18 protein-coding genes are annotated in these 19,471 nt (G+C 67.6%); 8 read left to right on the top strand and 10 right to left on the bottom strand.

Features of this window, described 5'->3' with window-relative positions:
• Positions 1-20: 20 nt before the first annotated feature.
• Positions 21-1,448 (bottom strand): DNA repair protein RadA, encoded by a 1,428-nt coding sequence (radA, locus tag ACFOD4_RS17450; protein ID WP_379598451.1) that lies wholly within the window; start codon positions 1,446-1,448, stop codon positions 21-23.
• 69 nt (positions 1,449-1,517) lie between these two features.
• Here radA and ACFOD4_RS17445 point away from each other — a divergent pair, with 69 nt between their 5' ends.
• From ACFOD4_RS17445 to ACFOD4_RS17430, 4 genes are all read left to right on the top strand, one after another.
• Positions 1,518-2,099, top strand: a complete 582-nt coding sequence (locus ACFOD4_RS17445) for a sigma-70 family RNA polymerase sigma factor (protein ID WP_379598449.1) — start codon at positions 1,518-1,520, stop codon at positions 2,097-2,099.
• A complete protein-coding gene (locus ACFOD4_RS17440) occupies positions 2,083-2,832 on the top strand; it encodes an anti-sigma factor family protein (protein ID WP_379598448.1) in 750 nt (249 codons plus the stop codon). Before ACFOD4_RS17445 ends, ACFOD4_RS17440 begins: the two co-directional genes overlap by 17 nt.
• 45 nt (positions 2,833-2,877) lie before the next feature.
• Positions 2,878-4,428 carry a TerC family protein gene (locus tag ACFOD4_RS17435; protein ID WP_379598446.1) on the top strand — a complete coding sequence of 517 codons (1,551 nt, stop codon included), beginning with the start codon at positions 2,878-2,880 and terminating at the stop codon, positions 4,426-4,428.
• Positions 4,429-5,062: 634 nt separating this feature from the next.
• Positions 5,063-7,699 (top strand): HWE histidine kinase domain-containing protein, encoded by a 2,637-nt coding sequence (locus ACFOD4_RS17430; RefSeq protein WP_379598445.1) that lies wholly within the window; start codon positions 5,063-5,065, stop codon positions 7,697-7,699.
• A 47-nt stretch (positions 7,700-7,746) separates the two neighbouring features.
• On the opposite strand, the gene ACFOD4_RS17425 is transcribed toward ACFOD4_RS17430, so the two are convergent.
• The 9 genes from ACFOD4_RS17425 to rpsF form a co-directional block, all read right to left on the bottom strand.
• Positions 7,747-8,520, bottom strand: coding sequence for an ABC transporter ATP-binding protein (locus ACFOD4_RS17425; RefSeq protein ID WP_379598443.1), 774 nt, complete (start codon positions 8,518-8,520; stop codon positions 7,747-7,749).
• A complete protein-coding gene (locus ACFOD4_RS17420; RefSeq protein WP_379598441.1) occupies positions 8,520-9,344 on the bottom strand; it encodes an MlaE family ABC transporter permease in 825 nt (274 codons plus the stop codon). The genes ACFOD4_RS17425 and ACFOD4_RS17420 overlap by 1 nt, the downstream gene beginning before the upstream one ends.
• Complete coding sequence (alr, locus tag ACFOD4_RS17415; protein ID WP_379598440.1) at positions 9,319-10,383, bottom strand: alanine racemase; 1,065 nt, start codon at positions 10,381-10,383, stop codon at positions 9,319-9,321. Before alr ends, ACFOD4_RS17420 begins: the two co-directional genes overlap by 26 nt.
• Positions 10,373-11,887 (bottom strand): replicative DNA helicase, encoded by a 1,515-nt coding sequence (locus ACFOD4_RS17410; RefSeq protein ID WP_379598438.1) that lies wholly within the window; start codon positions 11,885-11,887, stop codon positions 10,373-10,375. Before ACFOD4_RS17410 ends, alr begins: the two co-directional genes overlap by 11 nt.
• A gap of 70 nt (positions 11,888-11,957) precedes the next feature.
• Positions 11,958-13,220, bottom strand: a complete 1,263-nt coding sequence (locus ACFOD4_RS17405) for a class I SAM-dependent methyltransferase (RefSeq protein ID WP_379598436.1) — start codon at positions 13,218-13,220, stop codon at positions 11,958-11,960.
• Between the two features lie 178 nt (positions 13,221-13,398).
• The gene (gene rplI, locus ACFOD4_RS17400) at positions 13,399-13,968 is read right to left on the bottom strand and encodes a 50S ribosomal protein L9 (protein ID WP_379598435.1); all 570 of its coding nucleotides are present in this window, start codon (positions 13,966-13,968) and stop codon (positions 13,399-13,401) included.
• A gap of 16 nt (positions 13,969-13,984) precedes the next feature.
• The gene (locus ACFOD4_RS17395; RefSeq protein WP_379598433.1) at positions 13,985-14,902 is read right to left on the bottom strand and encodes a DUF2232 domain-containing protein; all 918 of its coding nucleotides are present in this window, start codon (positions 14,900-14,902) and stop codon (positions 13,985-13,987) included.
• A 48-nt stretch (positions 14,903-14,950) separates the two neighbouring features.
• Positions 14,951-15,232: a 30S ribosomal protein S18 gene (gene rpsR, locus ACFOD4_RS17390; protein ID WP_007003584.1), complete on the bottom strand. Its 282-nt coding sequence runs from the start codon at positions 15,230-15,232 to the stop codon at positions 14,951-14,953.
• 6 nt (positions 15,233-15,238) lie between these two features.
• Positions 15,239-15,715: a 30S ribosomal protein S6 gene (gene rpsF, locus ACFOD4_RS17385; protein ID WP_379598432.1), complete on the bottom strand. Its 477-nt coding sequence runs from the start codon at positions 15,713-15,715 to the stop codon at positions 15,239-15,241.
• Positions 15,716-16,049: 334 nt separating this feature from the next.
• On the opposite strand from rpsF, the gene fabD reads away from it, so the two are divergent.
• From fabD to fabF, 4 genes are all read left to right on the top strand, one after another.
• Positions 16,050-17,006 carry an ACP S-malonyltransferase gene (gene fabD / locus ACFOD4_RS17380; protein WP_379598431.1) on the top strand — a complete coding sequence of 319 codons (957 nt, stop codon included), beginning with the start codon at positions 16,050-16,052 and terminating at the stop codon, positions 17,004-17,006.
• Between the two features lie 11 nt (positions 17,007-17,017).
• Positions 17,018-17,755 (top strand): 3-oxoacyl-[acyl-carrier-protein] reductase, encoded by a 738-nt coding sequence (gene fabG / locus ACFOD4_RS17375; protein WP_379598430.1) that lies wholly within the window; start codon positions 17,018-17,020, stop codon positions 17,753-17,755.
• A gap of 123 nt (positions 17,756-17,878) precedes the next feature.
• Entirely contained in the window at positions 17,879-18,118 is a 240-nt protein-coding gene (locus ACFOD4_RS17370; RefSeq protein ID WP_120009070.1) for an acyl carrier protein, read from the top strand.
• A 45-nt stretch (positions 18,119-18,163) separates the two neighbouring features.
• Positions 18,164-19,447 carry a beta-ketoacyl-ACP synthase II gene (gene fabF, locus ACFOD4_RS17365; protein WP_379598428.1) on the top strand — a complete coding sequence of 428 codons (1,284 nt, stop codon included), beginning with the start codon at positions 18,164-18,166 and terminating at the stop codon, positions 19,445-19,447.
• Positions 19,448-19,471 lie beyond the last annotated feature (24 nt).

Raw genomic sequence — 19,471 nt, 5'->3', positions numbered from 1 at the left:
AGCCAAGCGGGGCTGCGAAGTCACGGCTCCTCGGCGGGCTTCGCCGGGCCGCGCTGCGCAGCGGCGGCGGCGAGAGGCGCGACCAGGTCGGCCAGGTGCCCGACCTCGGACAGTTTCAGCCCGTCTGGTCCGGCCGCCGGCGCCCGGCCGTTGCGGGCCACCCGGCGGGGGGTGGTGGCGGCGGCGAAGCCGAGCTTGGCGGCCTCCCGCAGGCGCAGGTCGGTTTGCGAGACCTGCCGCACCTCGCCGGACAGGCCGACCTCGCCAAAGAAAACGCGGTCGGGGTCGGTCGGTCGGTCCAGCGCAGCCGAGACCAGGGCGGCGGCGACGGCCAAGTCGGCTGCCGGCTCATTGATGCGCAAGCCGCCGGCGATGTTCAGGTAGACATCGTTCTGCCCGAGGCTGACGCGGCAGCGTGATTCCAGCACGGCCATCAGCATGGCGAGCCGCCCCGAATCCCAGCCCACCACCTGCCGGCGGGGAGAACCGCCGGAAGCGGAAGGGGAAAGCAGCGCCTGGATTTCCATCAGCACGGGGCGCGTGCCTTCCATGCCGGCGAAGACGGCGCTGCCGGAAATGTTGCCGCGCCGTTCGGCCAGGAACAGGGCGGAAGGATTGGCGACCTCCATCAGACCCTTGTCGGTCATCTCGAACACGCCGATCTCGTCGGTCGCGCCGAAGCGGTTCTTCACCGCGCGCAGGATGCGGAACTGGTGGCCGCGATCGCCTTCGAAGTACAGCGTGGCGTCCACCATGTGCTCCAGCACCCGGGGCCCGGCCAGGGTGCCTTCCTTGGTGACGTGGCCCACCAGCACAACGGCGAAGTTGCGGGTTTTGGCCAGCCGCGTCAGCTCCGCGGCGCAGGCGCGCACCTGGCTGACCGTGCCGGGTGCCGAGTCGAGGCTGTCGAGCCACACCGTCTGGATCGAGTCGATGATCACCAGCGTGCAGTCCGCCTCCTCCTCCAGGCTGGCCGCGATGTCGCGCAGGTTGGTGGAAGCGGCGAGGCCGAGCGGGCTTTCCGTCAGGCCGAGGCGCAGGGCGCGCAGCCGCACCTGGTCGATCGCCTCCTCGCCCGAGATATAGAGAGCGCGCTTTCCGCCGCTAGCGATGCGGGCGGCGGCCTGCAGCAGGATCGTGGACTTGCCGATGCCCGGATCGCCGCCCACCAGCACCACCGAACCGGGGACGAAACCGCCGCCCAGCACGCGGTCCAGTTCTTCGAGCCCGGTGCGGGTGCGCGGGGGTGGTGCGGCGCGACCCTTGAGACCGACGAACTCCAGGGCCCGTCCGCCTTGCGACTTGCCGGCCGGACCGGGTGCGCGGATGGGCTCGGGCTTTTCCTCGGCGATGGTGTTCCATTCGCCGCAGCCATCGCAGCGGCCTTGCCAGCGCGGATGCACCGCGCCGCAATTCTGGCAGATGAATCGAGAGGCGGATTTGGCCATGGCTTGATTTTAGAACAAAACAGGGACACGCGATAGCAGCCGCGCGTCTGCAAAAAAATCGGACTGGGCATGGAAGAAAAGGCGGCTCCGCTCCGTATGCTGCGCATGGGCCTCGGCTGGAAGCGGTTTGACGTCACGGCGCATCTGGGTGTGCTGCAACGCTATGCGTGGGCATTGACGCGGCATGCCGCCGATGCCGAGGATCTGGTGCAGACCGCGCTGCTGCGCGCCTATGACCGGCGGGCTGGATTCCAGCCCGGACAGGACCTGGCGGCCTGGCTGCTGGCCATCCTGCACAATGCCTTCATCGATGGGTGGCGCAGCCGGGCGTCCGAACAGGCGCGCATTGCCGCCCTCGGCACGCTGGCCGTCGAGCATGCCGGCCCGGCCCAGGAGCACGCGCTGGAACTCGGTCGCATCCACCGGGCTTACCTGTCCCTGCCCGAGGATCAGCGCGCCGCCTTTCACCTGGTGGCGCTGGAAGGGCTGTCCTACGGACAGGCGGCGGAGATCCTGAACGTGCCGGCCGGCACGGTGATGTCACGCGTCAGCCGTGTTCGGGCCGGATTGCGCCACGCGGAACAGCCGGTGCCGGCGGACCATCGCCCCTCCCTTCGCATCGTGGGAGCTTCGCATGACCCTGATCGATGAACCCGTGTCCGAGATGGAGCTGGACGCCTATCTGAACGACCAGCTCGACATGGCAGGACGTATCCGGGTGGAGCAATGGCTGGCCGCCCGCCCGGAGCTGGCGGCCCAGGTCATGGCCGATCTGCGGGTGCGCGATGCGCTGCGACTGGCCGCGCGAGAGCAGGCGACGACCAGGGCGGGCAGCGTCGCGGCGGCCGAGCGCCTGGGGCGTGGGTTGACGCGAGTGCCGCTGATGCGCGGGCTGCGCCATGCGGCGGTGGCCCTGGGCTGCGTGGCGCTGGGCTGGCTCGCCGCCCGGGGCGAAGTGGGCGAGGCCGCGGGGCCTGTGCCGCACCATGTGCAAGAAGCAGTGCAGGCGCACCGCGCCGCGATGCTGCGCGCCGCCATGCCGTCGCAGCCTGAGGCGCCCGACCTCGATCGGTCGGAGATGCTGGCGGCCACCGGGATCGCCTTGCCCGAATGGCCCGTCGCCTGGCGCATCCTGGACGCACAGCTTTTCCCTGCCACGCATGGCATGAGCGTCCTGCTGGTGTTCCGAACGCCGCGTGGCGGCCCCTTCTCGCTGCTGGTGCAGCACGCCGAGGGCCAGCGCGGTCTGCGCCTCGCCGTCCCGCGCGAGGGCGAGCCAGTCGCCTACTGGCGGCAGGAAGGACTTGGCTTCGCGCTTACGGGCGCGGCCGATGCCGGGCTGCTGCGCGATACGGCCGTCAGCCTCGCCGCCCGGCTGCCGTAACGCCGCGCGACCAACGACTTTTTCTTCCGGAGAACTGAACCGACCATGGAATGGATCGCCGACCCGACAGCCTGGCTGGGTCTCGGGACGCTGATCGTGCTGGAGCTGGTGCTCGGCATCGACAACCTCATCTTCATCGCCATCCTCGCCGACAAGCTGCCGCCGGAGCAGCGCAACAAGGCGCGCATCATCGGCCTGTCCCTTGCGCTGGGGATGCGGCTGATCCTGCTGGCCAGCATCGCCTGGATCGTTGGGCTGACGGCACCGCTGTTCAACGTCGCCGGCTACGAGGTGACCGGACGTGGGCTGATCCTGGTGCTGGGTGGCCTGTTCCTGCTGTTCAAGGCGACCTCTGAGCTGCACGAGCGGTTGGAAGGCGATCACGGGGTCAAGCAGGGACCCAAGGTGTGGGCGAGCTTCTGGCAGGTGGTGGCGCAGATCGTGGTGCTGGATGCCGTGTTCTCGCTCGACTCGGTGATCACCGCGGTCGGCATGGTGCAGCACCTGTCGATCATGTACATCGCCGTGATCACGGCAATGATCGTGATGGTCGCCGCCAGTAAGCCACTGATGCGCTTCGTTTCGGCGCATCCGACGGTGGTGATCCTCTGTCTGGGCTTCCTGCTGATGATCGGCTTCAGCCTGATCGCGGAAGGACTGGGCCTCTACATCCCCAAGGGCTACCTCTACGCCGCAATCGGCTTCTCCGTGCTGATCGAGGCATTCAACCAGCTGGCCCGCCGCAACCGGGAGAAGCTGCTGTCCAGCGGCGACATGCGCGACCGCACGGCCATGGCGGTGCTGCGCCTGCTGGGTGGCGGCCGTCCCGAGGAACCGGCCCCAGGCACCGGGGACGAGCCCGGCGCCGCGCAGGAGGAGCCGATCTTCGGACCGCAGGAGCGGTCCATGGTGCAGGGCGTGATGGGGCTCGGGGAACGCCCCGTGCGGTCCATCATGACGCCGCGCAACGAGGTGGCGTGGATCGATGTGGAGGCCACGCCAGAGGAGCATCGGCGGATCATCATCGCGAGCGGCCGTTCCCGGTTTGTGGTGGCACGCGGGGAGATCGAGGAGATCGTGGGCATTGCCCTGGCCAAGGATCTGCTGCGCGATCTGCTGGAAAAGGGACGGATCGACCCGGAGCGTTCGGTTCGCGCGCCACTTCTGGTGCATGAAGGCCTGGACGTGCTGCAGCTGATGGAACGGCTGCGCAGCGCCCCTGTGCAGCTGGCCATCATCCTGGACGAGTTCGGCACGGTGGAGGGCGTTGCGACGCCCACCGATATCTTCGAGGCGATTGCCGGTACCTTCCAGGAAGGCGAGGACGGGAAGCCGCTGCTGGAGGCGGAGGACGAGGAAAGCTGGATGGTCGATGCTCAACTCGACCTCCACAGCGTCGACCAGGCGCTTGGTTCGCGGTTGGCGGATGCCGCCGGGCGTTATTCTACCGTCGCCGGCTACCTCATGTGGCGTCTGGGCCGCTTGCCGGTGCAGGGCGATCACGTGGCTGGTGGCGAGCTGATGCTGACGGTGGAAAGCATGGCTGGCCGGCGGCCCAGCCGGGTCCGGTTGCAGCGTGTGGCCGAGGTGCCCTGAGGTCATGGGGGGCTGCATGGCAGGCGCGGTTGAAGCGCCTGCCGGATCCCTGCTGCACTGGCTCGGGATCGCCCGGTGTTGCGGGGGAAGTCCCGTTGGCGTGACGGCACCAATCCCTGGCGAGGCATTGTGTTCTCCCCCTGGGAAACAGGCGACGCGCGACCTCCATATGGGTCATCAGGCTGGCCAGAGGGCGTGAGGCCAGTGGAGGCCGAAACGATCTGGCAGCGGCGCTGCCGCAGATGTCGCCACCGTCGCGACAGAAGCGGGCGTCTGGCACCCCCACCCGGGTGTTTTGCCGGAGATCTTGAGTCGTGCCGCGCGTCTAAGATGCTATGCATTTCTGCCTCAGGGGGCAGAATCCCTCAAGAATTGACGCTTCGGTGTTCAGGAAGATGTTTCAGGGGGGGAGGGCAAAGGTTAAGGTGCCCCCATACTGATGGTTGTGATGATGGCTCGAACTCGCTTCCTGATGCTGCCCTCTGCCGGCTTCATGGCTCCGGGGAAGGTGGTGGCTGCCTGGACCGACATGAGAACCGTGTCGCGCCGGCCATCTGCATGAAATGCGCGCGCCCCATGACGGGCCGGCAGATGGCGGAACAACTCCAGGCCCCAGCGGGAGAGGGAGAGCGGGATGCTGCGCGGCGCGGGTGAAGGACCGGTACGTTCGCAGCGGCTGACGCCGAGGCTCGGGCTCCGGCTGCACCTCCTGGTGCTGGTGCTGCTGGTGCTGGTGCCCGCGCTGGCCGCCGGCGTGGCCACGGCCTGGCAGCTCGCTGAATCGTCGCGCCGGCAAGTCGAGATCGGGCTGAGGGGATCAGCACGGGCGGTGGCCTTGGCACTGGACCGTGAATTGGAAGTGCTGTCCACCAGCGCCGCCGGTCTTGCCGCTTGGCCAGCCTTGCGGCACATCGCCAAAGCCTCCCCTGGCGATATCCAGGAGTTCTACGATCACGCAACGCTGGTAGGTGAGGCTTTCAGCGGATGGGTGACCGTGGTCCGCGAGGACGGCACCCAACTGTTCAGCACCGAGCATCCGCTCGGTACGGAGCTGCCCCTGTTCCGCGGCCGCCTCTGGATCGACCAGGTTCTGGCCAGTGGCCAGTCGGCGGTCAGCGACATGTTCCTGACGCCTCGCACCCAGCGGCCGATGTTGGCGGTGTTCGCACCCGTGCATCCGCGCCCGGGGATCACGGCCTCCTTTGGCGATCCGCGGCTTGTTGTTGTGCTGGCCTTCGACTCGCGGCACCTGGCGAAGCTGATGTCCGGCGCGAGGCCCGGCGAGGTTTCGGCTGCCGTGCATGCCACCGAGGGCATGATCATCGCCCGAAGCCTTGGCAACGCCGCGGCTGGAGGACAGCCGGCCTCGCTCTGGGTCGCTTCGGCCGTGGGTTCCCAGCGGGATGGCATGGCGGAAGGCACAACGATCGACGGCCGTTCCGTGGTCAGTGCCTTTCGTCGGCTGGAAAGGCTGCCCTGGACGGCGCTGGTGTCGGTGCCGCTCGATTCCTATGTGGCGGCGTGGCGCACGCCAGTGGAGCGACTGGTGATCGGCGGCATCACCCTGCTTGCGGCCGGATTGATCCTGGCCATGATGCTGGCTCGTCGGCTGCTGCATCCGCTCAGCACCCTGGCCGGGGAGGCCGAGGCCATGGCGGCCGGACACAGCCATCCGCAATTGCACCGCCCCGTGCCGGTGGCCGAGTTTGAGACGTTGCGGCTCGGATTGCGGCGCTCGGCGGAGGCGATCCATAGTCGGGCGGTGGCGGAGGGCCGGCTGCAGGCGGCGGAAGCCGCGGCCCAGGCCCTCAGGGCGGAGCGCGATCGGGCCCGGCTGTATTTCGACGTGGCGGGTGTGATGCTGCTGATCCTGGGGCCGGATGGCAAGGTCCAGGGCATCAACCGGCGCGGCCTGGAGGTGCTCGGCCTGTCGCACGAGGATGAGGTGATCGGCCGCGACTGGGTGTCCGAATTTCTTCCGCTGCAGGCCCGCCCGGAGATGCGCATGATGTACCGGCGCATCGCCAGTGGCAGCTTCGAGCCCATCCGGGGCAATAGCGAGGGTGTGGTGCTACGGGCGGATGGCGAGGAGCGCCTCATCGCCTGGCACAATGCCGTGCTGCACGATGCCGAGGGGCGGCTTTCCGCCATTGTCGCCTCGGGCGAGGACATCACTGATCCGCGCGCTGCCGAGGAGCGGCAGATTCTGCTGATGCGGGAGGTTGATCACCGCGCCAAGAACGCGCTGGCGGTGGTGCAGTCGATCCTGCGCATGACCGAGACGCCGGACCCGGCCGATTTCGCCGCCGTGGTGGAGGGGCGCGTCGGTGCCCTGGCCCGGGCCCATACCCTGTTGGCCGCAGAGAACTGGACCGGCAGCGATCTGCGCCACCTGCTCGAGGCCGAGCTCGCCTCCTTTGTTGCCGCCGGGCGGGTTGTGATCGGTGGGCCGGGGGTGTGGCTCTCGCCCGAGGCGGTGCAGGCCGCCTCCATGGTGGCGCATGAACTGGCGACCAACGCCATCCGCCACGGTGCGCTGGCGCGGCAGGGCGGACGGCTCGCCGTGCAATGGGAAGCGGCGCCGGACGGCACACTGCGCATCGCCTGGGTTGAGCAGGTCGGGCCGGGCGCGCCGCTGACACGCCCTTCCCGCCGGGGATTCGGGCTGCGGCTGGTGGATGCCACAGTGCGCAGCCAGTTCCGCGGGCGCATTGCCTATGAGTGGCGACCCGAGGGGCTGCATTGCGCCATGACCATCGCCGCCGAGCGTATTTCGCTGCGCGGTCCTGTGTCCATCTCGGGAACGCCGGCCCTGGCGCCGCCGGCACCGCAGGACATGCCGGTGCCTTTGGGCCCGCGCCGCATCCTGCTGGCCGAAGATGAGCCGCTTGTAGCCATGGAGCTGGAAAGCAAGCTGCGGCGCCTGGGCTTCATCGTCGTCGGCCCGGCCGCCACCTTGCAGCGGGCCATGGAACTGGCCACCGGCGAGGAAGAGCTGGCTGGTGCGGTGCTCGACGTGAACCTGAACGGCCAGGCGGTGTTCCCACTGGCCGATCTTTTGGTGCGCCGGAACGTCCCGGTGCTGTTCGCCACCGGCTATGGCAGCCTGCCCGGCGGATGGGCGACCAGCGGCGGGCAGGGGCGGACGGCGCTGTTGCGCAAGCCGCTCTCGGAAGGGGTTCTGGCTGCCGCGCTGCGCGAACTGACGGGGCTGCCGCTGGACCGTCGTGGCCCGTCGCAGCAGCCGTCCAAGGTGCAGGAGCGCGCCTGAGCGCGGGCCGCAGGACGGAGCCGGAAAGGCGGGAGCCAGGCAGGCTGCTAGCGACGCAGTTCCATCTGGATCGGGCCTTCGCGCTCGCCGCGTGCGAACTGATCCACCATGGCATTGCCGGTTTCGCCCAGCCGGCCGGCAGGGCCTGTCCAGATGATCCGGCCATGGTGGATCATGGCTGCCGTCTCGCCGATGCGGCGCGCACTGGCCATGTCATGCGTGATCGACACGGCGGTGGCGCCCAGGCGTTGCACGCAATCCACGATCAAGCCGTCGATCACGGCGCCCATGATGGGATCGAGGCCCGTGGTCGGCTCATCGAAGAAAATGATCTCGGGCTCTGCGGCGATGGCGCGGGCCAGGCCGACGCGCTTCTGCATGCCGCCGGACAACTCGGAGGGCGAAAGATCGCCGACACTGGCGGCCAAACCAACCTGCGCCAGCACTTCCGCTGCCTTGTCGCGCGCCTGGGCACGGCCAATGCGCTTCTGGGCCAGCAGTTTGAAGCAGACATTTTCCCAAACGGGCAGGCTGTCGAACAATGCGGCGTTCTGGAACAGCATGCCGGTACGATCGAGCAGCGCTTCGCGCTCTCGGCGTGGCATGGCCAGCATGTCGCGCCCGTCGATCTCAATGGTGCCGGCATCGGGCTGGATCAGGCCGAGGATGCATTTGATGGTGACGGATTTGCCGGAGCCGGAACCGCCCAGGATCACCATGCCCTGGCCGGGCGCAATGTCCAGGTCGACACCATCCAGCACCGTTTTGGCGCCAAACCGCTTGGTGAGGCCGCGAAGGCGGATTTTGGGGATCGTGCTCATCAGCCGAAAAACATCGCCGTCAGGATGTAGTCGAAGGCGAGGATCAGAATGGAGGAGGACACCACGGCCGCCGTGGTGGCAGCGCCGACGCCCTGCGCGCCGCCACGGCTGGTGTAGCCGCTCCAGCAACCCATCAGCGTGATGATGAAGCCAAAGACAGCGGCCTTCACGAGGCCGGAGAACACGTCCTCGAACTGCACGAAGTTGATCGTGTTGGTCAGGTATGTTGTCGAGGTGAACCCGAGCTGCGTCGTGCCGATCAGCCAGCCGCCCATCACACCCAGAATGTCGGCCACGATCACCAGCAACGGCATGGCCAGGGTGCCGGCCAGGAGGCGTGGCGCCACCAGGTACTTCATCGGGTTGGTGGACAGGGTGGTCAGCGCATCGATCTGATCGGTGACTCGCATGGTGCCGATCTCGGCGGCAAAGGCAGCGCCGATACGGCCTGCCACCATCAGCCCTGCCAGCACCGGCCCCAGCTCCCGCGTGATGGAAAGCACCACCACATTGGCGATCGCGCTCTCGGCGCCGAATCGGGAAAAGCCTGAATAGGATTGCAGTGCCAGCACCATGCCGGTGAACACCGCGGTCAGCGCCACCACCGGCAGGGAGAAGTAACCGATCTGAACAAAGGCGCGCAGGAACATGCGTGGGTAAAAAGGTGGGCGCAGCAGATGCGACACCGCATCCAGCGCGAAGAGGGCCAGGGCGCCCACCGCGCGGCAGGCCGCCAACGCGGCACGGCCGACGAGGCCCAGAAGGAAAAGCGGGTTCAGCAAAATACGGGCAACCGCATCATGCCGTGGTGTAGCGGCGGGCATAGCGCGCGCCGAGCGAGGTCAGCACTTCATAGCCGATGGTACCGGCGAGATCGGCCACCTGGTCCGGCGTCTGGTGCGGACCAATCAACTCCACCCGGTCGCCCTGGCGCAGCTCCGGCACATCGGTCACGTCGAGTGTGATAAGATCCATCGAGACCCGGCCTACAATTGGCGCTTCGCGGCCGGCGGCAATGGCGATGCCGCGGCCGGAAAGATGGCGAAGGTAGCCATCGGCGTAGCCCGCGGCAATGGTGGCAACCCGACTGTCACGTTTCGCGACCCAGGTGGCGCCGTATCCGACGGGCGTACCCGCCGCCACATCGCGGATCTGCAACACGGGTACGGTCAGCCGCATCACCTGCCGCATCGGGTTGCGACGCCCGGGTGTGGGATTGATGCCGTAGAGCGCGCAACCGGGACGGGCCAGTTCCGAGCCGAAAGTCTCGCCAAGAAAAATGCCGGAGGAGTTGGCGAAGCTGCCTGCAACACCTGGAAGCCGTGCACGGGCAGCGGCGAAACGGGCCGCCTGGGCGGAGTTCATTGGATCGACCGGGTTATCGGCGCAGGCCAGGTGCGTCATCACGTACCGCAGGCGCAGCCCTGTCAGGTCGCCGCATTGCGCCAGCTGCTCCGCATTGAGTCCGAGCCGTTCCATGCCCGTGTCGACATGCAGGATGGCGCCCTGCGTCCCCGCCGTCCGGTGCGCATCGACATCCTGAGGCGTGTTCAGCACCGGCGTGAGCCCGGCACCTTGGTCGGCGCCGGGGCCAAAGCCGCCGAGCACCGCGATCATGGGACCGTGGCTCAGCGTGCGGCGGAGCGCTACGCCCTCAGCAAGCTGCGCCACGAAGAAGTTCCAGCAGGTGGCGGTGGCCAGCGCCTTGCCGACCGGACCGGCTCCCAGCCCGTAGGCATCGGCCTTGAGCACCGCCCCGACATGGCCGCTCTGGTGTCGCTCGCACAGCTCAAGCCAGTTGGCGGTGATGGCGGAGAGATCGACCGTGACCTCACCGCCGTAGGGGTTGGGCTCAGTAACCATCCGGCCCGCCGCCATGAACGATGTCGAGATCGCCGAAGCGGGTGAACTCGGCCTCGAAGAAGAGCGGGATGGTGCCGGTGGGGCCATGGCGCTGCTTGGCGATGATGAGGTCGGCGCGGTTGTAGGCCTTCTCCATGCGCTCTCGCCAGGAGGAGTGGGCGGCCTCGAACTTTTCCATGTTGTCGTGGTCGGTCTGCTTCGGCTCGCGCATCTTCAGGTAGTAGTCGTCGCGGTAGACGAACATGACCATGTCGGCATCCTGCTCGATCGAGCCGGATTCGCGGAGATCGGAAAGCTGCGGGCGCTTGTCCTCGCGGTTCTCCACCTGGCGGGAGAGCTGTGACAGGGCAATCACCGGCACCGCGAGCTCCTTGGCGATGGCCTTCAGCCCCTGGGTGATCTGGCTGATTTCCTGGACGCGGTTCTCCGGCCGGGAACCGGCGGCGGGCCGCATCAGCTGCAGGTAATCCACCACGATGAGGTCGAGGCCGCGCGTTCGCTTGAGGCGCCGGCAACGGGTGCGCAGCGCGGAGATGGTGATGGCCGGCGTGTCGTCGATGTAGAGCGGCAGGCGGGAGAGCTCGCGGCTGACTTCGACGAATTTGTCGAAGTCGCGCTGCTGGATTTCGCCGCGGCGGATGCGGTCGCCGGAAATGCGGGCTGATTCTGAGAGCAGGCGATTGGCCAGCTGGTCGGCGCTCATCTCCAGCGAGAAGATGGCGCAGCCGCCTTTCGGCACGGCGGCAGGGCCGTCGGCGTCGATGGCGTCCCGCATCAGGGACTGCGCGGCGCCGAAGGCGATCTTGGTGGCCAGCGCGGTCTTGCCCATGCCGGGGCGGCCGGCGAGGATCACGAGGTCGGAAGGATGCAGCCCCCCGGTCTTGGCATCGAGGTCGCGCAGGCCGGAGGGCAGGCCGGACACGCCGCCACCGCTGGTGAAGGCTTTCTCGGCGAGGTTCACAGCCTCGGTGAGCGCCCTGCCGAAGGAAACAAAGCCGCCCTCGGATCCGCCATCCTTGGCCAGGTCGAACAACGACTGCTCGGCGGCTTCGAGCTGCTCCTTGGCATCCAGTTCGGCCTCTGCCCCGAAGGCGCGGTTCACCACCATCTCGCCGAGGTCGATGAGCTGGCGCCGGAGCCAGGCATCGTGGATCACGCGACCGTACTCGCCGGCATTGATGATGCCGACCATGGCGGAAAGGAGCTGCGCCAGATAGGCGGGCCCGCCGACTTCGGTCAGGGCGCCGGAATGGGCGAACTCGGCGCGCAGGGTCACCGCATCGGCAAGCTGCCCTGCTTCGATGCGGCGCTGGATGGAGGCATAGATCCGGCCATGGATGGCATCGGCGAAATGCTCCGCGGCCAGGAACTCGGAAACACGCTCATAGGCCTTGTTGTTGGCCAGCAAGGCACCCAGCAGGGCCTGCTCCGCTTCAAGATTGGCCGGCGGCAATCGCTGCGACAGGCCGAGCAGGCCTTCGCCGGGCGGGGGTACGCTGTTCATACCCGCATCCTAGCCCCTCCGCCGCCCCCCGCGCGAGGGGGCGAGCGAGTCGATCCGGGCGCGCGACGGCCTATCGTGCCGGCGGCAGGCGCATGGGGGTGCCGGGGGCTTCGCCGTCGCGCAGGCGAGCGGCCTGGCCCTCGGCCTCGTACATGTAGTCCCGCGTGATCGGCAGGGCGTCGAGCTTCCGGGTCAGTTGCATCTGCCAGTTCATGTGCCCCATGCGACGGAAGGCCAGCTCCGAACCGACCAGGTAGAACTCGAACATGCGGCAGAAGCGCTCGTCGTAGAGGCTCTGGATGGCGTCGCGATTGGCAGCGAAGCGACGGCGCCAATGCGCCAGGGTCTGGGCATAGTGCAGCCGCAAGACCTCAAGGTCGGTCACCCACAGGCCGGATTTCTCGGCCGCCGGCAGCACTTCCGAGAGGGCGGGCGAATAGCCGCCGGGGAAGATGTACTTTGCGATCCAGGGATTGGTGCTGCCCGGCCCGTCTGAGCGGCCGATGGCATGGATCAAAGCCACACCGTCCTCCTTCAACGCCCCCCGCACAGTGCGGAAGAAGGATTTGTAGTGGTCGATTCCAACATGCTCGAACATGCCGACCGAGACAACGCGATCCACCGGTCTCCGCCAGTTGCGATAATCCATCATCTCGAAGGTGACGTGATCAGCAAGGCCGGCCTCGGCTGCGCGGGCCTGGGCAACCTCCAGTTGCTCGGTGGACAGGGTGATGCCGGTAACCCTTGCACCGTGCTCGCGGGCCAGATGCAGCGCCATGCCGCCCCAGCCGCAGCCGATGTCCAGCACCTCCAGTCCTGGTCGGTCAAGTCTCAGCTTGGCAGCAATGTGACGCTTCTTCAGCAGCTGGGCTTCCTCCAGCGTCTCGTTTCCCGTGGGGAAGTAGGCGCAGGAATATTGACGGTCACGATCCAGGAAGAGAGCGTAGAGGCGGCCATTGAGATCGTAATGGTGCGCCACGTTGCGGCGAGCCCGGCCCACGGGATTGAGCTGGTCGATGTGCCGGCGCAGCCAGCGGAGCTTCTCCATCACCGCCTCGCCGGGATGGCTGTTCTCCATCATGTTCAGGACCAGCAGGTCCAGCAGGTCGAAGAGTGTCGTGCCGTCGGCCGGCTCGATCTCGCCATCCATGTAGCCCTCGCCGAAGGCCAAGCCCGGATTGGTGACAAGGCGCCGGGCAGCACGGGCGGTTCTGATGTGCATGCAGGCGGCGGGGCCATCGGCGCCCCGGTGCATGCTGGTCTGGCCATCCGGGTAACGGACGGTCAGCGTCCCGCGGCGGATCATGCGGGACAGGACGCGATCGAACAGCATGGTCCGAGCCTCCAATCGTCACAGGGTCCGCTGATGCTCCTGCCACGATGACGGTTCTGTAAAGTCAAGCGGAAGCGATGGGCGGCTTAAGAATCCTCCATGAATGAAGAAGGGGCGCCTCCCGATCGGAAGGCGCCCCTTCGATGCCCTGTCCTCCCGACTGGCGGGAGGAGGGTGATTAGTCTTCCGTGGCGGCGCCCAGATCGGACAGCTCGGCCGCCAGCTCGGCTTCCAGGCTGTCTTCCTCGGCCTGCTGCTCCGCCCGCAGGTCCTCGCCGCGCGCCTGCTTCTCGGCTTCTTCCGGCGAGCGGGCGACGTTCACCTGCACCGGCAGAGACACTTCCGGGTGCAGCTCGACCTTGACGGTGGTGATGCCCACATTCTTGATCGGCTGCTCCAGCAGCACCTGGTTGCGGGAAATGGTCAGGCCGGCTTCCTTGCAGGCCTCGGCGATGTCGCGGCTGGAGACGGAGCCGTACAGCCCACCCGCCTCACCGGCGGTGCGGATCAGCACGACGGTCAGGCCGTCCATGCGTTCGGCAATGCGCTCGGCTTCCTCGCGGCGCTTCAGGTTCTGGGCTTCCAGCTGAGCGCGCTCGCGCTCGAACCGGGCCAGGTTGTCCTTGTTGGCGCGGATGGCCTTGCCCTGCGGGAGCAGGAAGTTGCGGGCATAGCCCGGGCGGACCTTCACCAGCTCGCCCATCTGGCCGAGCTTGTCGACCCGCTGCATCAGGATAACTTCGATCATCGGTGTAACCCCGATCTCACATGTTCGCGGGCGGGTTGCGGCGCCCGTATTGTTCGAGGAGACCGAGCGCCACAAGGATCAGGGCGCCCGGCAGGCTGAAGACGAGAATCAGGACGTAGAGCAGAATCAGCAAAGGCAGGCGGCCGCTGAAATTGGCCAGCCGTCGGTGCATGGCGGCCAGCCCCTGCAACAGCAGCGGCACGGCCAGAACCAGGCAGAGCGACATAAGCAGCAACGAGTCACCGGACAGCAGCCAGGCCAGCCCCGCCAGCGCCGGCAGCGCCGGATACCAGTTGGGCAGCCGTGCTTCGCGCCACCCAGGCGCAGCCGCCAGTGCCAAGCCGCGGCGCTGCAGGAAACCCTGCGCCGCGGCGGCGTTGGCAACGAGGGCGAGCCCGAACCACAAGGCCAGTGCCGCCGGCATCAGCTGCACGATCTGGTCCGCCATGCCTTGCGGCATGTCACCGCCCATGCGGGCGAGGCCGAGCTCCACGGAGGCCCGTAGCGCGCCCTCCATGCCGCCCTGATCGGCTGCCAGAAAGGCAGCGAGCAGAGTGAGCCCGGCGGGCCAGAGCCCGAGCATGACCAAGGGCAGCGTGGTTGCAATCCGCAGCGGGTTCCCGCCCAGTCCAAGATGCAGCAGCACCAGCGCCGGTAGCCCGTAGAGAGCCAGCCAGAGCAGCACCGGCAGCACGCCGGGGGAGGTGACAAACAGGGCTGCGGCGCCTGTCGCCACCGCGATCCCGGCCGCGGCGTGGCCGAAGGCAAGCCCACTCAGGAACAGCGGCAGGGGCGAGAGCCAGAACAGCCCAAGCCCCATGGGCAGGCCCCTGAAGGCGGAAAGCGCGGCCACCGCCGAGACGAGTCCGCCTGCGACGCCCGCAAGAATGCGGGGATCGTTCAGCAGTCCGTTCCGGTTCTGGCCTGTGCTCACCTGTCCGTGCCTATCTGATCTATCGTCCCGAAATCCCGTCCGCTGCGCTCAGTCGTTGATGACGTAGGGCAGCAGGGCCAGGAAGCGGGCGCGCTTGATGGCGTTGGCCAGCTCGCGCTGCTTCTTCCCCGACACGGCGGTGATCCGGGAGGGGACGATCTTGCCGCGCTCGCTCAGAAAGCGGGAGAGCAGGCGCACGTCCTTGTAGTCGATCTTCGGCGCGTTCGGGCCGGAGAACGGGCAGGACTTGCGGCGACGGTAGAACGGGCGGCGAGCGCCGACAGCCGGGCGGCGGGCGGCGATGTTCACGTCGGTGTTGGTGTCGGACATGATCGATTACTCCTCGCCGCCGGCGGCTTCGTTCTCGTCGCGCGGACGAGCGCGATACTCTTCACGGTCGTCGTTGCGCTCGCGGCCACGGCCGGAAGCGAAGCGGCCGGCCGGGGCGCGCGGGCCACGGAAGGAGCGGTCGCGCTCACGGTCCTCACCACGCTTGGCCAGGATGGCGGACGGCGCCTCGGCGTCGATCGCTTCCACGCGGATCGTCATGTGGCGCAGCACGTCCTCGTTGAGGCCCAGCTGACGCGCCATCTCCTGCTCGGCGGCGGCCGGGCAGTCGAGGCCGAGGAGCATATAGTGCCCCTTGCGGTTCTTCTTGATCCGGTAGGCCAGGCCGCGCAGGCCCCAGTACTCGCGCTTCTTCACCTCGCCACCGGCTTCGGTGACGATCGTGGAGATCTGGTCGGTGATGGTGTCGACCTGCGCCTGCGTCAGGTCGTTACGTGCGATAAGCACGGTCTCGTAAAGCGGCATGGGATCTCCCTGTGGCTGTCTCAGCCCTGGGCCGCGCGGCACCGTGCCGCAGGCAAACGGGCATAGCCGGGCGCGATGCCACGCACCCGGCAGGGGAGCGGGGCGTAAATCATGAATCCCCCCTCGGCGCAAGGAAAAGCAGGGGCGACGAAGGCCCTGCCAGGCGGCTCAGCCAGTGCGGGCGCGCCGCCTGGCAGGGCGCCCAAGGATGCAAACCAAATGTTGACAAGAAAAAAACAGGCCGTTACCCCGCCGCCTTTCCGGATCCGGCGCCCATTGCATCGAACGTAAGGCGCGCGAATCGCAGCCGTCATCAAGGAAAGCCAGCAACACCATGCCCATCGCCTTCGTCTTTCCCGGCCAGGGCAGCCAAGCCGTCGGCATGGGGCGCGAACTGGCCGAGGCCTTCGCCCCGGCGCGCGAGGTGTTTGAGGCGGTGGACGAGACGCTGAAGCAGAACCTGTCTCGCCTGATGTTCGAGGGGCCGTCCGAGGAACTGACGCTGACGGCCAATGCCCAGCCGGCGCTGATGGCGGTGTCGCTGGCGGTGATGCGGGTGCTGGAGCACGAAGGCGGCTTTGACCTGAAGTCCAGGGTGACGCTGGTGGCTGGGCACAGCCTGGGCGAATACAGCGCCCTGAGCGCGGCCCAGAGCTTCGACGTGGCCACGGCCGCCCGGCTGCTGCGCTTGCGCGGCGAAGCCATGCAGAAGGCCGTGCCGGCTGGAACCGGTGCCATGGCAGCCCTGCTGGGCGCCGAGATGGAGCAGGCGCGCGCCATTTGCGAGAAGGCCGCTCATGGCCCGGAGGGCGAGGCCGAGGTGGTCGAGGCCGCGAACGACAATGGCGGCGGCCAGGTGGTGATTTCCGGCCACCGCCCGGCGGTGGAGCGGGCCGTGGCGTTGGCCAAGGAGCAGGGCATCAAGCGGGCCATGCTGCTGCCGGTCTCGGCCCCGTTTCACTGCGCCTTGATGGCACCTGCCGCCGATGCCATGGCGCAGGCCCTGGCCGAGGCCGAATTGCGGCCGCCCCTGGTGCCGGTGGTGGCCAATGTTTCCGCAGCCAAGGCGACGGACCCTTCCGAGATCCGCGAACTGCTGGTGCGGCAGGTGACCGGCACGGTGCGCTGGCGCGAGTGCATCGGCACCATGCTGGAGCTGGGCTGCGACCGCTTCGTGGAGATCGGCTCCGGCAAGGTGCTTACTGGGCTGATGAAGCGCCTCGCCCCAGATGCCGCGGCGAGCTCTGTTGGCAACCCTGCCGACATTGAAGCCTTTTTGAAGACGGTTTGAGCGGAGCCCGCATGTTCGCACTCGACGGCAAGGTCGCGCTGGTCACTGGCGCCACGGGCGGCATCGGCGCGGAGATCGCCCGCGTGCTGCACCGGCAGGGCGCCAAGGTGGCGCTTTCCGGCACGCGGCGCGAGGTGCTGGAGGCGCTCGCCGCCGAGTTGGGTGAGCGAACCCTGGTGGCGCCAGCCAACCTTTCTGACCCTGCCGCCCCGCTGGCGCTGGTAGAGCAGGTCGAGGCCGGACTCGGGCAACTCGACATCCTGGTCAACAATGCCGGCTTTACCCGCGACGGTCTGGCCATGAGAATGTCGGACAAGGACTTCGCCGATGTGCTGGAGGTGGACCTTGCCGCTCCCTTCCGGCTGGCCCGTGCCGCCATGCGCGGCATGATGAAGCGCCGCACCGGGCGGATCATCTCCATCGCCTCCATTGTCGGCACCACCGGCAATCCGGGACAGGCCAACTATGCCGCGGCCAAGGCCGGGCTGGTCGGCATGAGCAAGTCGCTGGCGCAGGAACTGGCCAGCCGCGGCATCACGGTGAACGTGGTGGCGCCGGGCTTTATCGAGACGCCGATGACCGACGCGCTCAACGAGGCGCAGAAGACACGGCTGATGGAACGCATCCCGATGGGGCGGATGGGCAGCCCCGCCGACATCGCCGCCGCCGTCGCCTACCTGGCCTCGGGCGAAGCAGGGTGGGTCACAGGTGCAACACTTCACGTCAATGGCGGCATGGCCATGACCTGAATGGGGGTTCCGGGGTTCTCTATGCCCCGGATGGCTTCCATGTTAATGCCGCGCTGGCCGAGGGCGGGGATGGTCTCCACCCGGATACGTGGCAATGACTGCAGAGCAGGAGAGACTCGGGCGATGAGCGATACCGCCGAGAAGGTGAAGAAGATCGTTGTCGAGCACCTCGGTGTCGAAGAGGCCAAGGTCACGTCCGAGGCGTCCTTCATCGACGATCTGGGTGCCGACAGCCTCGACACTGTTGAGCTGGTGATGGCATTCGAGGAGGCCTTCGGGGTTGAAATCCCGGATGATGCCGCCGAGAAGATCACGACCGTCAAGGACGCGATTGACTATATTGAGGCGCAGAAGGCCGCCTGAAGGCCTTCCGCCACGCCGGGTGAATAACCATCAGGGGGTAGACGCGTGTTCGGATCTCTGACGACGCCGCGTCGCGTCGTCGTCACCGGGATGGGCATTGCGTGCCCGCTCGGCGTCGGCGTCGCGCATGTCTGGAAGCGATTGCTGGCCAGCGAAAGCGGCATCGGGCCGATCAGCCTGTTCGATGCCAAGGACCTGCCGGCGCAGATTGCCGGCGAGGTGCCGTCTGGCCCGAAGGCCGAGGGGAAGCTCGACTTCAACGAGTGGATCCCGGTCAAGGACCAGAAGAAGATGGACCGCTTCATCCAGCTCGCCATGGTGGCGGCGACGGAGGCGGTCGAGGATTCTGGCTGGCTGCCGCAATCGGAGGATGACCGCAACGCCACCGGCGTGATGATCGGCTCTGGCATCGGCGGGCTTCCGGCCATTGCCGAGAATGCCCAGGTCGTCGCAGCGGGCAAGGCGCGGCGACTTTCGCCTTTCTTTATTCCCTCTGCCCTGATCAACCTGGCTTCCGGCCATGTCTCGATCAAGTACGGCTTCAAGGGCCCGAACCACGCCGTGGTCACGGCCTGCGCCACCGGCGTTCATGCCGTGGGCGATGCCGCGCGGTTGATCGCGCTGGGTGATGCCGATGTGATGGTCTCTGGCGGAACCGAGGCTGCGATCTGCGACATCGGCATGGCGGGGTTCGCCGCTGCCCGTGCCCTGTCCACCGCCTTTAACGAGCGCCCGCAGGAAGCCTCCCGTCCCTGGGACAGGGAACGCGATGGCTTCGTCATGGGCGAAGGCGCCGGCATCCTGGTACTCGAGGAGCTGGAGCACGCCAGGAAGCGCGGCGCCAAGATCTATGCCGAGGTGATCGGCTACGGCATGTCCGGCGATGCCTATCACATCACCGCACCGGCCGAAGGCCATGATGGCGCCTACCGTGCCATGAAGGCCGCCTTCAAGAATGCCGGCGTTGCACCCGATCAGGTTCAGTACGTGAATGCGCACGGCACCTCCACGCCGATGGGGGATGATTTGGAACTGGAGGCGGTGGAGCGGATGTTCGGCAGTGCGGTGCAGGGCCTGGCCATGTCCTCCACCAAATCTGCAATCGGCCATCTGCTCGGCGCGGCGGGGGCGGTGGAAGGCGTGTTCTCGATCCTGGCGCTGCGCGACAATGTGGCGCCTCCAACCCTGAACCTGCACCATCCGTCGCGTGAAAGCGTCGTTGACCGTGTGGCGCTGCAGCCGCAGGAGCGCCGGATCGACGTGGCGCTGTCCAACAGCTTCGGCTTTGGCGGCACCAACGCTTCGATCCTGTTCCGTAAGGCGCCCTGAGCCGGCAGCCCTGACGATTGCGTC

Origin of the sequence: Teichococcus globiformis (genome assembly GCF_042646265.1) — a bacterium.
In the GTDB taxonomy this organism is placed as follows: domain Bacteria; phylum Pseudomonadota; class Alphaproteobacteria; order Acetobacterales; family Acetobacteraceae; genus Pseudoroseomonas; species Pseudoroseomonas globiformis.
The sequence above is the reverse complement of the archived record's forward strand: the minus strand, read 5'-3'. Positions and strand labels throughout refer to the sequence as shown.